The organism is Paenibacillus sp. CFBP 13594 (assembly GCF_014842675.1).
In the GTDB taxonomy this organism is placed as follows: domain Bacteria; phylum Bacillota; class Bacilli; order Paenibacillales; family Paenibacillaceae; genus Paenibacillus; species Paenibacillus amylolyticus_B.
In genome coordinates this window covers 150597-166145 of sequence record NZ_JACYVQ010000006.1, presented here as the reverse complement: position 1 = coordinate 166145, position 15549 = coordinate 150597, and the positions used below count along the sequence as shown (strand labels likewise).

Genomic DNA, 15549 nt, shown 5'->3' with positions numbered 1-15549 from the left:
GCCAGAATGTAGACATTAGGGTTAGATACCTGTCGGGGATTTACTTGAAGGGGAAATCTGATAAATGAGTTTTAACCACGAACGCTATCATTGTAAATGGTCAGCACTCCAGCTTCAAAATCAATTCTGCCCATAGTGAAATTTTCTCCACGCAAGAAGACTAATGCTTTTATCATTTGTCATCCTTTAAATATTTTTATAAAAATGTGGCTCAACCTTAAAATAAGTGCTTGGCACTTGAGCATCCACAAAACCTATTTCACAAAATTCATGGTACAACATGAGCATTGTTTTAAACCAAGCACTTATTTCGGCTTTGAGCCCAAAAACATTAAATTATTTTAAGGTTTTAATATAAAAAGGAAAAGAGCCAGTCCCTGAATCACAAAGGGTGGCTCCTTAACGATTATTGATGGATAAATTATTACTCTAGATGTAGTACACGCAAATAAAGAATGTATGCAAATGCCATCCAGATACACAATGAAGCAAACTCTCTAAATATTCATGCTATGCACTAAGTTGGAATCATCAGTCTCATAAAACATTAATAATAATTTTAGTAATACTCTCTAATTTCCTGTATTAGAATATCTATATCTTTATTCTCATGTACATAATCCATATACATACTTACCCCGGATTGCAAGTACATTAACCATCCTTGTAGAGATGATACATAAACATCATCCAATGTCGAAAGTTTAGAGTATTTTCCAACATATACATTTCCAGCATTCCATGATTCATGTCTTACCGGATATAAAATGCCCTTGTTTATATCTTGAATAACTTTAGCATACCCATTCTCATCAATTACTAGCATGTTATGGTTACGATCATCAGCAATTCGCATAACTTCTTCAATTTCTGACTTTGTAAATAGATGAGTCGGTTTTCCAATTTTTTTTAAGGTTATTGAAAAATATTGTTCATATTCTAGTAAATCAAGCCCATTTCGAACAAGAATATCACTAACATAATTAGTGAATTTATCAAGTAGATGCAATGCATCTTCTCTATTATAAATACAGTACGCCTCGATTGCATTTTCCTCATTTAAACTTTTTATATAACCATCCTTACAAAGGTAGAACTTTTCCCTTGAATACGTGGGATAATGCGATTCCTTTTTCACATTATATAAAATATTAAATGCGATGTTTCCTTTACAAAACTTTTCATTAGCAATAAATTCCGAAAGACACCATTCTAGATAGTTTGAATTTATAAATTCCCTTGTACTTTTGATATTCCCTTTTTTAGTAGTCCTTTTAATCTCTTTGGTTGTTTTAAACGGATTTTCGTTAAATAATGAACTGCCTAAAATCCTATCTTCTTCAAATCCTCTACTCTTCAAAGTATTAACTGCTACTATAATTTTATTGATATACTCTCTAAACTCATCGTTATTGCAATCACCATGTCTACCATCATATGTAGCGGGGATTGCATTATAAGGACCATTTTTTAGCACTATTAAGAATTTACCTTTCAAATATCGATGTACGATTTTATAGTTATCTGGAAGTGGTTCGCCACTATCATAATCATACACACCATACTGAGAGTAATCAGCAGAAACGTAATTTCCTGGATAGTCTTCAACAAGATATTCACGGGATACGTCATGATTAAAACAAATTGGTGACAGCTCGTCTAGTTCAAGCAAGAAATAATTCCAAACGTACTCTTCACTAAACCCTTCATAGCGTAGGCAACTTGGCTTTACAACAAAACAAAATCCAATTGAATCGTATAAGCAGATACACCCATTTTCATCAGCTTCCCGAGCCATGCTAAAATCTAATCCACCACCGTCTGAGAAAAGGATGTGATTATATGCAGGCAGCGTACCAATTACATTTAAGACGTCAACTATTTTCCCCACGTTTCTCCATACAGTAGATTCTGGAGGATTGTTTCCAAATAGATATTTATTCAAAAAATTCCAATCACTAGCCTGAGATTTTTCATAATCATTAAAAATATTCGACCAAAACTTTAATTCCTTTACGAATATATCAATGCTCGGTCTGATTTCAGGGCTATTATCAGTTGATTTTTCCAATAACTCTTCCAATTCCACAAGATGAACACTTTTAAATAAATCCATAAAACGCAAACTATGGCTTCTATCAAGGAAGTTATATACTCCATCAAACCCTAGTTCATTTCCTGCAAGTAACATCCACATTGTTTTAGCTATAGAAAAAACATCTGCTTTTTTTCCATCAGCATTTTTAGGATTTCGTTTCATTTCTGGGGCAATTGTAAAGATAGCTCCAAGACCTTTATCTGACTTTGTGAAGTCATTTGGATTATCTGGGAATTCAACCAATCCAAAATCTCCAAAACAGTATCTTCCATTGTAAAAATATATGTTTGAGGGCTTTATATCTCTATGAGAAATTCCTTTGGAATGTAATTTACTCAATGTTATAGAAAGCTGAATAACACCATCTATGATCTCTTCTATAGTTTCCTCCGAAACCCTTATATGTTCTAATATCGGTAGAGCGATTGGCATAGTGTACCAAAATTCTTTTTCAGAATATTCTTTAATTGGAATAATTCCATCTATACTTTCAAAATTATTTATTATTACTTGAATTTCATCAATGAATCTACCTTTCTTCTCTTCATTTTTATTGTATAGATGCTTTAATGCGAATTCTGCTTTATCGATTTTTCTTATAACATGATATACTCTAGCGTTACCACCTACTCCTAATTCCGAAACAATTTCAAATTGATCTTCCCAAACTTTTTGTTGGTCCTTACGTTTTTTATTTTTAGACATAAAAATCTCCCTTTCGTATCATCTCAAACCATTTTCATGATAATTCTTATATATTAGCTAAGATCCACAAGTCCGTCCTTATTACATTCAACTAACTTTCATAAAAAAATCGATCATGGGGTTTCTTAACTCAACTTTCGCATAGTCAAAATCGAGTTAACCCCAGGCCGAGGTTAATGTGAAGCCGATTCAAGTAGCCCATCTTGCCCATATAGAAAAACACCTCTTCATTTGGTAACGTGAGATTGTAGAGATCCACTAAACCACAGAAGAGGTGTCCTTCCATGATAAAACAAAAGTCATCCCTAGATAAACTTCCACTTCAAATGAGACCTGCTTTTCAAGAACTCGGTGTGCTAAAACATCTGAGAAACTCAGGATTCAAAAAAACATTTGGCTACACCTGCTCACAAGGCGCATTCATACAACGAGAATATTGTGTTAGATGTAGTTTAATAGATCAGAAGATCTCCAACGCTTAAGTTTTACTACCTTAAATCCTGAATCAATAATTCTGTTTTTATGAAATTCCATTAGAATCGGTGTATACTTCTACTTCGGTAAAATGCTTTATTTAAATCATGTCCTTCCTGTCTAATTTCGTTATGTTTTACCCTTCTGTTGTCCAAATTTCTGATTATAGGGTAAAATAACTTATTTGACATCTCGTACAACTTTAAGTGTTTCATTACAAAATCATCAGGGGGTCCAGACACTTTCAATTCAAAATGCGCTTCTTTTTCATTTTCAATCCACGAAATATTCAATGATTGAATTTGAGGATCATCAATAAGTATTCATTTTGAGCCTTTTATGGCATTACAAATCAATTTTGCATATTATCTAAATCAGCGAGTTCCGGTGTCTCAAATCTTTTCTGTTCAATTTAATAAAGAGTTATATTCACTCTTACTTCTCCAAAATACACATAATTTACTTTTAATTCAGAAGCACTTTCTCCTTAAATACATGTCTCTCACGAACCATAGGGAATAGGTTCAAAGTTAAATTTTCTTTGATACTCTCCAAACATTGGGTTATTGTCGTTTTCATAACCCTCGTTTTCTATTTTCAGTATTTCATTATCGTCAAACATAAAAATACCTTCAAGAATTAATTCCATGTAACGTTCCTGTATTCACGACCCGACGTATGTCGGGTGTCCGGCTAATGCCGGGCCAAGGACGAATGTCCGCAGCGTGAATATTATGTTATGTGGAGGCAATTTCTTCTTCGGATTGTAATCACTTTTGTTCGTCCTTCAAGTTTCTAGTTTTCCTTCTTTCTTTCCAATACTTCAATGTCTTTTTATGAAGGGGTAATGTAATTGACTGGATTTCTGAATTTACTGTACTATGTGCAAATCCATATAAAATAGATAATATGTTTTGAATTCTATGAATCCAATCAAGAAGTTCATCCTTATCTAACTTATTATTGGTTAATCTTTCATTGATTAATGTCCAGAAATTACTCGCTAATATATTTGAAAATTCCCCAAAATTAGCACCTTTAATTTTATGAAATAATATAAGACCTTCATGAAAATATTCAGTACTGAATTTAGACAAATTTGGTTTCTTCTCGTCATTATCTAAATCAATCTCTAGTTTAACTTGATGTAACATTTCTAAGTATTTTTCAATATCACTAAGTACATCTTCCCTTCTTTTCAAGAAAATTTCAAAAGCTTTTAGCTTCATTTGATTTCTGTAAGTCAAATAAGCCACTGTTATTGCAGAAATCAGTAATATATATTCCAATATTATTCATATTTACCTCCTTTTGATCTTCCAATTACTTTCACATAACGTTCTTGGATTCACGAACCCTCACAGCCTTAAGTGAGCGAAGGTAAGGACCGCGATGTGCTAAGGGAGTGCAGGGTTGTCCGGCTGAATCTGCTTCCCTGCCACTGCAATTACTCCAACCGAATCCGCTTCTTATTGCTCCGGTCCGGACCAAGACCACAGGTCGCAGCGTGAATCTTGTGTTAGGTGATGTTTTCACCTTCTATGAGTAAACTTACGATATTATTTCATTTTTTGTGTTTGTCATTTTCTCAATAAAAGCTTCATATTCAGCTGTTTGTCGAACAGAATTAAAAATTGGCCATTTTTTTAAATGTTCAAGAGATATCTCCGAAGGACAGACCTCTGGAAGAATATTAAAAAAATTATTAAAGTCATCCTTAAGAGCGAAAAAACATAGTTGGAAATCCAGACTTCTATCAGAAAAATCTTCCTTCTCAATTTCACCAATTACCTGATCATACTCGTTTAAATTTTTAAATGATTGCCAATAGTTAATAAGCCCCATAGTTTTACTACGATTACCAATCTCTCTTTCATTTATTAGTAAACTAAACACTTCTCTAGATAATTTCCACTTTCCTTGAAGCATAAATTCAAATCCATATTCTTGTATAAGATCCTGACGAACCATAGACACTTTTTCGAATTTTTGCCACAACTCCAGTGCAAGAATTACTCCTACATATTCAATTAAATCAATTGTTTCATCCATATATTCATTAGTAATAATTATCTTCTTCCCAAGGCTAAAATCTTTAACTAAATCTTGATTTACTCTTGATAAATAAATGTTATTTACAATTCCTTCATTATGAACAAAGAGATTTCTTCTCTGAAAAACTTCAAAAAGTTTAGCCTCTATATCAGTTAGGAATAGAAATTTTGATTTATAGTTTTTTTTCATATACTCAATCCAATCCAGTATATTCTTTCTCATTATTTGTTCAACTTCATTTTCAATTAGATATATTTCTGCATTTTCAAATGAGCCAAGCTTTCTAATTTCTTCGAGAGTTAAAGATCTTTCATCAATATTCAAAGCACTAGGATAATCAAATAAACGTTTTTTAATAATACTCGCAACTAATAACTCAAAAAAAGTAGCAAGACTTATCAATGAACTTTGGTATAAGATATTAACTTGATTCTTATTTAATTTGTAAGATTCAAACTGATCTTTTATCTTTCCAGTAAGACCGCCAGTCATTGTAACTTTTGCGGTTTCTGGTTCTTCTAAATCAATTTCTAAATTGAATTTCTCCTTGAGTTTCTCTTCCAGTTCTTCAAATTTTTCATTATGGTCGTTAAATTCAGAAGGATTTATTTTCTTGCGAATAAGAAGCTCTATTGCATTATCAAGAGATTCAACGAATTTTTGATCACTTTTTTGATTATCAAGCGATAATGAAACACTTTTGATGTACGTTCTTAGTGAATTAATATTAAATATAAATTTTTTAAATATAGTTTCAAATTCGACTTGAGCTTTTGTTCTTTTCATGTTTACCATCCTTTGCAATAATTTCACCTAACGTTCCTGTATTCACGACTCGACGCCTGTCGAGTGTCCGGCGTATGCCGGATCAAGGGCGTATGCCCGCAGCGTGAATATATTGTTAGATGATGTTCCTGGCTTTTAGCTTTACACTCAATCAATATTTATTTATTAATTTAATCGTGCGTTTCTCATATCTTTCTATCATTCTTTCAATATTAAAGACATGCTCTCCTGATGAACTAACACTATATCCTTTCTCTTCTAATCTCTTAAACAACCATGTTAAACCCTCGGTTCCTTTCCCATAAAGCCCTTTATTAAATTCATCTAAGAATTCATTTAATTCACTATCATTTGTACTTATTTCAAAAAATATATCTTGAGATTTATTGTTTTTTGCCTGCAACCTATAAATAAGGCATGGGACTATTATCGTTGCCATACATGATACTCCAGCAATAACAAGTTCAATACATCCATTGTTGATACTTTTAATTTGTGCTCTATTTCTGAATTCTCTAAGCAAATAATTATTTCTTGTCATAATGAATTTTTGTCTTGAGGATAAAAAGTTCTCATCAATAAGCGAAAATCTTTCGTTTTGCATCAACTCACTAAAAACAATCAATTGATATAAATCTGTAGAAAAATACCCCAATTCATACAACGTATTATTACCAAAATTAAATTTAAGTTTTAATTCATATGTTCCCACGATAATTTCTCCTTTAATTTAGTATATCTATTGCTTTTAAGGAATTTCATCTAACGTTCCTGTATTCACGAACCCCGAAGGGGTTGTCTGCTGAAATCCCTCCTCGAATTCCTTCCCGCAGACCAAGGCTCCAACGGAGCCGTTGCTTGAATATTATGTTAGGCGATGCTGCAATGAATCACTCACAAAAATCTTCCAAGTAGTGTCTACTCACCTTGTTAGAAAAATCAATGAAGGTCTCTATAGATTCTTTAATACTTATTATTAATTCTGATATGGGCAACTCTTGTCCTAATCTGATTTCATTAGACGAAAACAATGAATTTAATAAAATTGTATTCCTTACGTGCTCTGCAAACAAGAACCTTTGGTCGTTCTCTTCGTAAAATATAATTTCATTGCTCAACGCTTTTAATGCTTCTGATAGTTCGTTCCTTTGAGGTTTGGAGTAATGATAAGTTATGTTTCTTGCGTTTGTTAATTTTTGCAATAAATCTGCCTTTGCACCGTTTCTAAATAGAAGTTTAAGAGCCATATACATCTGGATTAACTGCTCAGGTAAAGAATTAATATATGTCCTTATTTCTGCTAATTTTTCAGACTCCTCTAGATAGAAAATAGCCTCTCTTAGGGAAGCAGTGAGAATTTTAAGGATAGATGGTGCTTCTGAAATCAAGTCCGAAAGCACGTCTGAAGATTTGAATAACTTCTTCTTTAGAAAGAGAAAATCATTATGTATGACTGCCAATCCAACTACCCACTTAGCAACATCATTATCACTTGGAAAAACCTCGTTCATGCAGATAATAGCATAATCCATTAATGTACTCCTCTTTATTATTATCTACTACGAAGTTTCGCCTAACTACCTAATCTATGTACTTCGTAAATACCACACTTCCTGCCTGATATCTGAACTAGGTATATGATAACCTATACGGTGACTTTTGCGAAGAAAAATTTGGTGAAAAAGGGAGAATTATAGGGAGGCTCAATTCCCGTATCCATATGATCCGATTGGCTTTGAATGCGATGAATATTTTTCATACTAACATGCGTATAGCGCTGAGTTTGTTCGTGCACTTTTATAACCGAGTAGCACCTGGATGTACCGTAGATCTTTCCCGTTTTCCAGCAAATGAGTGGCGAAGCGCATGAATACTCACCACTTTTGCAATCCCTGCAGGCTGTCTAGCTTCTTCGAAAACCTGCTGCAACGATTCTTTGATCGATTGGTTTTTTACTTACTAGCATTTCATTGAAACAATCTACTTACAGATAACGGAAAATGCTGATAGAATAAACGGATGATAAAGTTGTTTTCACACAGTGATATTGTTAGTAGTACACACATAAGGATGGTGTTTATTTGAATAACAAGAAGTTAATATTTAGCGTCTTTACACTTTGTATTCTAATCATATTGGGTTTTCTCAGGTGGGATAATCTTGAATCCAGCGCAGACTTGCATTATAAGTATGATCGATGGGCAGGTCAAAAATGGGTAGAGTTCTATCCGCCGCTAGCTGCTTCTTCCAACAGCATGGAGTTTCCACTTATATATATAGATGAAACTCATCCGAATGATATAAATAAATATTTAGGAAAACAAGCTCTCTCTGGAGAGTTAGTGAACAAGTGGGTTGAACGTACAAAGTTAACAGATGGATATATAGGTCTATTATTATTGAATATTCTAATGGTCATTTACAGTTTCTTCAAAAGCCAAAGAGCATATAAACACAAAGACAGCAGTCCCCGATGAGGAACTGCTGTCTTTCACTCCAATACCTCTTCATGAGTGCCCTTCTAAAAATACAAATCCCATCCCACAATAAAAGTAGCAAATAGGAAAGCCGATACTCCGGTCATGATATATACAACCTTTCGCTTTTTGCTGTAACTTATCTTCCACAGTTTGTAGATTAGCAAGACAAGATATGCTAAAGCTAGAATCACATAAATCAGGTTAAAGATGAGATGAATTCGTAATGAAGAATAAGAGGCGTTTAAACTCAATGCTCGCATGGCTAGTACTGTAGTATTCAGTAGGAATGCCAGACCTGCAATATTAATGGCAACATGATATTTATCAAACCCTGTCCCGGGTCTTTCCCATTTTTTCAATCTGTAAAAACATAATCGGATAAAATAGCCAATCACAGCTCTCAAATTGAATACGATGGCTATTGCAAGAGCTATTAAAGAGGCAATGATCCAGATCATCGTTGAGCTTGATACACGTACATAATCATTGTAAGTAAAGGAGACCTTCTCAACGACACCATCTTTCTCAACAACATTGGTGAAGTTACTAAGATCAAATGTGGAATACTTTTTCAGCAAGAGAATCGAATAAAGCTTCGTAAATCCAGAACCGGAACGTCGTGTAGTGAGATAATATCCATCATTTCCAGAGGTTACAGAGCTAGTGCTGTAATTATCCCCAAACAATTTCTGGACAAGACCGAAACAATATACCTCTTCTTCGAACTGGTTGGTCATCACCACTAACCCAAAATTAGATTTCGGGTCAAAGATCAATTTATTCGAAAACCCCAATGTATTCCCACCGTGTTCCAGTGCAGGTGTCCAGTACTCTACCTCAATGAATCCATGTGCGATTCGAGGGATAGAAGTTCCATCATAATACAGACTGGTTGACAGCATTTCGTTTAAGGTTTCTTTGTTCTTGAATAATAAATTACCACGATTGATTGGCATCAGGGCTGCTAGGAATTTTGCTGCATCTTCTGCGGTGCCCATGGCACCTCCTGCAGGATATATGTTCATGTATACTTTGGTTTTGGGGATGAGTTCGGCATTAGCAGTATAGCCTTGAATCTGATCCCTTCTCAGCACGAGGTCTGGACGATCTTGATGTGATGGATGAATCGTAGTTTCTTTCATATCCAGTGGTTTAAATATATGTTCATTCACGTATTCGTAAAAAGGTTGTCCGCTCTGCACTTCTACGATGTAGGCAGCCATAGCAACACCATAGTTTGAATAAGCAAATACACTCCTCGGTTCATAGATCTGTCTTGGCTCAAATTTTTGCAATGTTTCTCCCAGATCCATAACTTGATTCTCGGATAGATACCATAACTCAAGCATCCTATCCTCCCAACCCGCTTGATGATTCATAAGATCTAATAGCGTAATGGGGGCATCATACTCCAGCTTCTTTAGAAACCCTTTCGGTAGATATTCCTGAATATTAGTATGTAGATCGAGCTTTCCCTGCTCGACAAGCTGCATTACACTCGTCCAGACCAACAGTTTAGTGACGGAACCCCATTCAAAAACAGTAGAGCTGTCCGCCTTTCTCTGTTGCTCAATATCTGCATAGCCATAGGCCTTACTATAAATCGTTTCCCCATTCTTGATAGTCACAATTGAAACGGCAGCGGTGTTTTTCTCATGCGTAGCCACATAAGAATCGATCGTCTCCTCTAGCGAGGACAACGGAATCCTGGAAGGCGTAGTCTCCACATTCTCTATCTCAGCGTGGGCCGGTAACCCGCATGCCATAATGAGAAACACGAATAACAGAACACAGGCGACCACTTTGTTAGCATAGCCATGCCTTCGAACTATTTGCATTAGCTGATCTCCTTTAACATTAAAAATAACTGTAATTTCATCACGATATAAAGGTATCAGGGCAGAGCAACCTTATAGTCCTGCATTTGCTCCCGCCTTTACGAATGCGTTCTCAATAAAATCTAACCAAACCAGAAAATCATTCTTACATCTTCCGTACTCCCTAATTTCAATAACTTTGGAATGGTTACATTGATAAATTCAGAGCATGTATTTTTAATATTTCTGTACTCCATAAATTGATCACAATAATAACTTTGATCCCAATTGAACTGAAGGATCTCCTCCAATAAAAGCCAACTGTGGTCATAAAAATCTTCTTTATCCTCAAGTACAACTTCACTTAAGTCTGGCGAGGTATCTACCGGAATTCCTCGTGGCGAAGATATGAAAGGTAGATTTTGATCATTCCTGGTGTTTGATAAAACACTAAACAAATCATAATTCCGCCCCCCACTATAAAATTCATGAGGATCACTTAGTTTCAATTTAGAGATCTTTTTTTCTGGAAACAAGTAATAATCAGGATTAATCATCCACTTATCCATACTGATCCAGCGAGCAGTACTATTCAATTCTTCCTCACTCTTTGTTATTTCTCTTACAGCACCATTATTCCATTCATATTCTCTCCTGTAATGCCTTACCTCTACAAAGAAACAAATGTCTGTACCCATGTATCCTCCTGATTTGTTTATTGTTAAATCTATTCTACAATGTTCTGGGATATCTGAGAGCCTGGTTTCTTATGCAATGATTTCACCTATCTATTTTGGTGTGACCGCTGAATTACTTCTTAGAATAATCATACACGTTATATCCATCGTACTTCACATAGAATCCCTCACTTATTAATTTCTGTTCTTCCGTTTCAATTCCGAATGAGAACGATGCTTCAGGACCAATACCTGTCTGAACTACGGAGAGCTGATTCATGTTTTTATCATATAACCGTACTTCCTCTGGTGAATAAGTAAACGTTCCATTCTCATTAAACAGACCATTATATATGAACTCCCCAGATGGATCATCCATATTAAATGTAGTCCTAAAACTAAAATAAATATCATCATCTCTGTTCTGCACATCTAATATCAAATTGCTGCTATGAGTCTCTGATACTTTGATATCTCTTTTAAGAGGTTCACCTGCACTGAATGGAATCCATTCAGATTTCACAAAAATTTGAATCGGCATTTCTGGAGTTCTCAGCGTCAATGCATATCCATCTTGATTTAAAACCTTGTTTGTTATACCCTCATTCGTATAATTTAACGTGTAGTATTTATAGATGAATAAGAAGATTAAGATAAAACTGACGGATAACAAGACCACTATATTTCTCTTCTTCATATTCACTCTCCCCTCACTTTCCCTAATACGAATCGATCTGTTCCTCCACAGAAAGCAACTGAATTCAAGAATCTTTGAACTATCCACACATCCTAATCAGTATCTTAGTTACATCTATGATGACGATGTCACCTTCGAGAATCTTTTATTAGTATTCACCGTTATATTCAACGAAACTGGTTTGTTTAAACCGTGTAATATGATAAGGAGTATACATATTCTTAGTAGCTGGACTGATTTTTTCAATTAAACTAATTGCTGCATCTATATGCCCATCTGATGAAAAAACGTCCTCATCTAGGAATCCACTTAAGAGTGCTGCATCATCTTTATTTTTCAAGCAAAGATATCCATACCCAGGATCAACTATTACTAGATTTATTATGTCAGCTTCTGCTTGTTCTTTAGATCGATTAAAAAACCTGATTATAATGTCATTGTCTTTGAGATAGATCTCAGTATCACAAGAAAAATTCTTATAATTAAACTTCATGCTGTTTGCTCTCCCACTTTTATACGTATGTTTTCATTCTAATTGTAACTCTTTCTTGTAACCTGTTATGTTCACGAGTCTGTAATCCTTAAGTGACTAACGAGGATGATTCGACAGCCTGAGAAGTGCAAATTTGTCCATTAACCCCACTGATATAGATCTAAGATAAATACTTCATTACCTATGGAACATCCTCCAAAGTAAGTACATTACTTATTCCTTCTAAATATCCATTAATTTTATTGCATAGTTCATGATTCATAGAGTCACATCCAATATTTTAGTGAATTTACTCCGGTGTTATGATATACCAATAAAAGTAAACTCTCTAATGCCACATATGGAACTGATAGTAGAACCGCATGTCGGGTGTCCCGTGAATGACGGACCAAGAGCGTATGCCCGCAGCGTGAACATTATGTTAGCTGATGTCACTGACTTCTTGAAAAACCCTCAATAATATTTAAAAAATCACTAACTTGCCAGAAGGCCACGTTCCTTCCCATCCACAAGGATAATGACCGATTGAATATATGTATAATAAGTGATCGGAGTAAAATTTATTGCGGTTATTCCCTAACTCATTTAAATAACTGTATTCCATAATGATGTTCAAAATGTCCCATCTTACACATTCACCAAACATATCATCTAGTTGAAACGCATTTCGAGTTTTATTCAGCTGCTCGTTTAAAATCTCATCGCTAATTGTCTTTGCCTCTTTGACTAAGGCATTCCAATCTAAATACTCTTTTGAAAAATGATTATGCAAATATGAAGTTAATTGATTTCTAGTCTTCAAAGTTGTTTCTTCCCATTCTTGAGAATCACAATATTCAGAAGCTTCAACCCAAGAATTAGTGTAAAGTATGGTGTTACTCTGATAATCTCTCATTCCACATTTACTAAACCACTCAATGTTAGATAGCATTTTTATTATTTCTTGGTTTATCTTCACGTAATAGCTCCTTCCCGCAGACCAAGGCTCCGAAGGAGACGTAGCTTGAATATTATGTTATGAGATGTTATTTCCATCTTTGAAATCTCTCTCAAGTTGGTTCCCATGAAATGCTTTTATCATAAACTCTCTGTCTGGAACTTTTAACTGCTCAAAAGACTCCAAAAATGCTTTATTATCATATGTGATTCCTATAAGCTGAATATTCACTGTTCTTTTTTTCAGTTCTACTACCGCGTATCTTGCAATCGCATGATCATTACAACCTAAAGCTCCAGGATTCAAATAAACTCTTTGATCTGTCTTGAAGTAATGGATTGGATGATGATGACCAAAACAAACGAGACTATACGGTGAGCCTTCATACCTTGCGTCTAATTTTAATCCCGAAGGGGTTTCATCTATTATTTCTCTTTCTTCTTTCTTCATATGGTAATGCGTTATTAATATTTTTTTCCCTTCTATTTCAACTTCTAATGTCTGAGGGAGATTTTCTATAAACTTGATATTTTCTTTTTTTAGCTGCTTACCGACCCACTTATGATGTTCAGCAATCATTTCATGACCTGGCAAGGTATCTTTCCCTTGCAGTAGTTTTAAAACCGCTTCTTCATGATTACCTGAAACCGCCGATACATCCTTACGATTCATTATCTCTTCAAGCACTTCGTTAGAGTTAGGGCCGATACCAATCATATCACCCAGACAATATGTATGTTCGATGTCCCCGCGGAAAACAATATCAGAGAATACGGCACTCAATGCCGGATAATTACCATGTATATCAGTTATAATTGCAATCTTCATTTAGGATTCTCCTTCAATCACTTTTATTTATCTTTGATATTTTTTCTTGCAATAATTTCTCATAACATCTAATTTATGTACTTCGTAAATACCACACATCCTGCATGATATGTGAACTACGTATATGATAACCTATGGTGTAGTATTTGCGAAGAAGAATTTGGTAAAAAAGGGGGATTTATCGAAGCATTCAATCTCCCAAATCCATCCGATCCAGCCGGCTTTGAATACGCTGGATATTTTTCGTACTCACATGCGTATATCGCTGAGTTGTACGTGCACTCGTATGACCAAGTAACTCCTGAATGTAGCGCAGGTCTGTCCCGTTCTCTAACAAATGAGTGGCGAAGGAGTGTCTCAACGCATGGATACTTACCTTTTTCATAATTCCTGCGCGTTGTCTAGCTTCTTCAAAAACCTTCTGTACGCTCCGCTCGGTAAGATGTCGTTCAGAAGATTGGCCCGGAAATAGCCAACGATTGGGTCTGTATTCATCTATGTATTTCTGCACCCTATCCCAGGCGAGGCTTGAAAGAAGCGTTCTCCATGTTTGCAATAGAAGCGGAGCGCGCTAATGGTCTGATTCACGCTTGAATGGGAAATTCCTCGCTCCAGCAAACCTAAACAATACATCTGAACATTGGAAGTAGTGACATCCTTATTTTTAAGGCTAAGGCTGCTTAGAAAACGCTCGACCTGATTACAATACGCTTTGATCGTTTTGCGACTATATCCTCGTAACTTTAGTGCCTTCTGTAACGGTTCTTTACTCCGGGGTAATCTGAACTTCATCTGGATCAAACTGGCTCGTAAACTCCTGGATGGCCGCAATAGTGCAGGGTATGATCCACATTTTCTGTTTGGGTTCCCACTTTCTGCCCGTAATCTGGCGAATGCACTGAATATATGCAGGGTTATAGGGACAACGAATATGCAATGAATCAGTGGAACCTTTAGTTATGGTAATCTTCTTTTCCGTTGTATTATCATCGTTCATAGGAAACTCTCCTTTGTTTGAGTCTATGTCTTTCTCCGCAATTCTGAGAAATAAAAAGGAAGGCTATCCTCATCCCAAAAAGGGAATCAGATGACCTTCCGATGCTTTCGGAACATATATGATCTTTAAAAGAAAGATGGGCACAGTCAGTGCAATAAAAACTGCCACTCCATGTAGATTCAACAAAGTATACCTACTGTCAATTTGTCCTCATGGATAACAGTAGACGATTGAACCCGCAGGTATTTCGTCTGGGGATATACTTTTACCCAAACATATACCGATATTCTTTTTACCCGCAATAGAATGATTAATTTGAGTAGAAACAACTCCAAACACTTGCTCCTCCCCATCCGTTTTTTTGATAATAATCTGGTCACCGATCATCTCTTTGATTGTTGACGGAGTTAGTTCATCCAACTCTTCATTGGCTCCCATGACGATGGTTCCGAATTCCGGTGTATCGAAGACTAACCCAACGCCAAACAGCATTTTAGTTTCCATT

The 15549-nt window shown here is 35.3% G+C and carries 17 protein-coding genes; 1 reads left to right on the top strand and 16 read right to left on the bottom strand.

Features of this window, described 5'->3' with window-relative positions; translation table 11 throughout:
• Positions 1–559: 559 nt before the first annotated feature.
• The 6 genes from IFU39_RS19885 to IFU39_RS19860 form a co-directional block, all read right to left on the bottom strand.
• A complete protein-coding gene (locus tag IFU39_RS19885) occupies positions 560–2803 on the bottom strand; it encodes a protein kinase domain-containing protein (RefSeq protein ID WP_149846473.1) in 2244 nt (747 codons plus the stop codon).
• A 976-nt stretch (positions 2804–3779) separates the two neighbouring features.
• Positions 3780–3926, bottom strand: a complete 147-nt coding sequence (locus IFU39_RS19880; protein ID WP_188310536.1) for a hypothetical protein — start codon at positions 3924–3926, stop codon at positions 3780–3782.
• Positions 3927–4047: 121 nt separating this feature from the next.
• The gene (locus tag IFU39_RS19875) at positions 4048–4566 is read right to left on the bottom strand and encodes a hypothetical protein (protein WP_149846472.1); all 519 of its coding nucleotides are present in this window, start codon (positions 4564–4566) and stop codon (positions 4048–4050) included.
• 262 nt (positions 4567–4828) lie between these two features.
• Complete coding sequence (locus IFU39_RS19870) at positions 4829–6118, bottom strand: hypothetical protein (protein ID WP_192134438.1); 1290 nt, start codon at positions 6116–6118, stop codon at positions 4829–4831.
• Positions 6119–6269: 151 nt separating this feature from the next.
• A complete protein-coding gene (locus tag IFU39_RS19865) occupies positions 6270–6830 on the bottom strand; it encodes a hypothetical protein (protein WP_149846470.1) in 561 nt (186 codons plus the stop codon).
• A gap of 178 nt (positions 6831–7008) precedes the next feature.
• A complete protein-coding gene (locus tag IFU39_RS19860) occupies positions 7009–7650 on the bottom strand; it encodes a hypothetical protein (RefSeq protein WP_192134436.1) in 642 nt (213 codons plus the stop codon).
• Between the two features lie 549 nt (positions 7651–8199).
• On the opposite strand from IFU39_RS19860, the gene IFU39_RS19855 reads away from it, so the two are divergent.
• On the top strand, positions 8200–8595 hold the full coding sequence (locus tag IFU39_RS19855; protein ID WP_149846468.1) for a hypothetical protein: 396 nt from the start codon (positions 8200–8202) through the stop codon (positions 8593–8595).
• Between the two features lie 44 nt (positions 8596–8639).
• On the opposite strand, the gene IFU39_RS19850 is transcribed toward IFU39_RS19855, so the two are convergent.
• The 10 genes from IFU39_RS19850 to IFU39_RS19810 all read right to left on the bottom strand — a co-directional run bounded on the left by IFU39_RS19850 (position 8640) and on the right by IFU39_RS19810 (position 15548).
• Complete coding sequence (locus tag IFU39_RS19850; RefSeq protein ID WP_188310534.1) at positions 8640–10265, bottom strand: serine hydrolase domain-containing protein; 1626 nt, start codon at positions 10263–10265, stop codon at positions 8640–8642.
• Between the two features lie 293 nt (positions 10266–10558).
• On the bottom strand, positions 10559–11113 hold the full coding sequence (locus tag IFU39_RS19845) for a hypothetical protein (RefSeq protein ID WP_149846466.1): 555 nt from the start codon (positions 11111–11113) through the stop codon (positions 10559–10561).
• Between the two features lie 112 nt (positions 11114–11225).
• Positions 11226–11789, bottom strand: a complete 564-nt coding sequence (locus tag IFU39_RS19840) for a hypothetical protein (protein WP_192134434.1) — start codon at positions 11787–11789, stop codon at positions 11226–11228.
• A 148-nt stretch (positions 11790–11937) separates the two neighbouring features.
• Entirely contained in the window at positions 11938–12282 is a 345-nt protein-coding gene (locus IFU39_RS19835) for a hypothetical protein (RefSeq protein WP_149846464.1), read from the bottom strand.
• A gap of 463 nt (positions 12283–12745) precedes the next feature.
• Positions 12746–13240, bottom strand: coding sequence for a hypothetical protein (locus tag IFU39_RS19830; RefSeq protein WP_149846463.1), 495 nt, complete (start codon positions 13238–13240; stop codon positions 12746–12748).
• A gap of 57 nt (positions 13241–13297) precedes the next feature.
• Positions 13298–14047, bottom strand: a complete 750-nt coding sequence (locus tag IFU39_RS19825; protein WP_149846462.1) for a metallophosphoesterase family protein — start codon at positions 14045–14047, stop codon at positions 13298–13300.
• 190 nt (positions 14048–14237) lie between these two features.
• Complete coding sequence (locus IFU39_RS32610) at positions 14238–14558, bottom strand: tyrosine-type recombinase/integrase (protein ID WP_223199891.1); 321 nt, start codon at positions 14556–14558, stop codon at positions 14238–14240.
• Positions 14543–14839, bottom strand: coding sequence for a phage integrase N-terminal SAM-like domain-containing protein (locus IFU39_RS32605; RefSeq protein ID WP_149846460.1), 297 nt, complete (start codon positions 14837–14839; stop codon positions 14543–14545). Before IFU39_RS32605 ends, IFU39_RS32610 begins: the two co-directional genes overlap by 16 nt.
• Positions 14814–15044: a hypothetical protein gene (locus IFU39_RS19815; RefSeq protein WP_192134432.1), complete on the bottom strand. Its 231-nt coding sequence runs from the start codon at positions 15042–15044 to the stop codon at positions 14814–14816. Before IFU39_RS19815 ends, IFU39_RS32605 begins: the two co-directional genes overlap by 26 nt.
• Positions 15045–15254: 210 nt before the next feature.
• A complete protein-coding gene (locus IFU39_RS19810) occupies positions 15255–15548 on the bottom strand; it encodes a hypothetical protein (RefSeq protein ID WP_223199890.1) in 294 nt (97 codons plus the stop codon).
• Position 15549 lies beyond the last annotated feature (1 nt).

Excerpts from the sequence above, each read along its gene's own strand:
- IFU39_RS19885 (WP_149846473.1), bottom strand. The coding sequence starts at position 2,803 with ATGTCTAAAAATAAAAAACGTAAGGACCAACAAAAAGTTTGGGAAGAT.
- IFU39_RS19880 (WP_188310536.1), bottom strand. The coding sequence starts at position 3,926 with ATGGAATTAATTCTTGAAGGTATTTTTATGTTTGACGATAATGAAATA.
- IFU39_RS19870 (WP_192134438.1), bottom strand. The coding sequence starts at position 6,118 with ATGAAAAGAACAAAAGCTCAAGTCGAATTTGAAACTATATTTAAAAAA.
- IFU39_RS19860 (WP_192134436.1), bottom strand. The coding sequence starts at position 7,650 with ATGGATTATGCTATTATCTGCATGAACGAGGTTTTTCCAAGTGATAAT.
- IFU39_RS19845 (WP_149846466.1), bottom strand. The coding sequence starts at position 11,113 with ATGGGTACAGACATTTGTTTCTTTGTAGAGGTAAGGCATTACAGGAGA.
- IFU39_RS19840 (WP_192134434.1), bottom strand. The coding sequence starts at position 11,789 with ATGAAGAAGAGAAATATAGTGGTCTTGTTATCCGTCAGTTTTATCTTA.
- IFU39_RS19835 (WP_149846464.1), bottom strand. The coding sequence starts at position 12,282 with ATGAAGTTTAATTATAAGAATTTTTCTTGTGATACTGAGATCTATCTC.
- IFU39_RS19825 (WP_149846462.1), bottom strand. The coding sequence starts at position 14,047 with ATGAAGATTGCAATTATAACTGATATACATGGTAATTATCCGGCATTG.
- IFU39_RS32605 (WP_149846460.1), bottom strand. The coding sequence starts at position 14,839 with ATGAAGTTCAGATTACCCCGGAGTAAAGAACCGTTACAGAAGGCACTA.
- IFU39_RS19815 (WP_192134432.1), bottom strand. The coding sequence starts at position 15,044 with ATGAACGATGATAATACAACGGAAAAGAAGATTACCATAACTAAAGGT.
- IFU39_RS19810 (WP_223199890.1), bottom strand. The coding sequence starts at position 15,548 with ATGGAAACTAAAATGCTGTTTGGCGTTGGGTTAGTCTTCGATACACCG.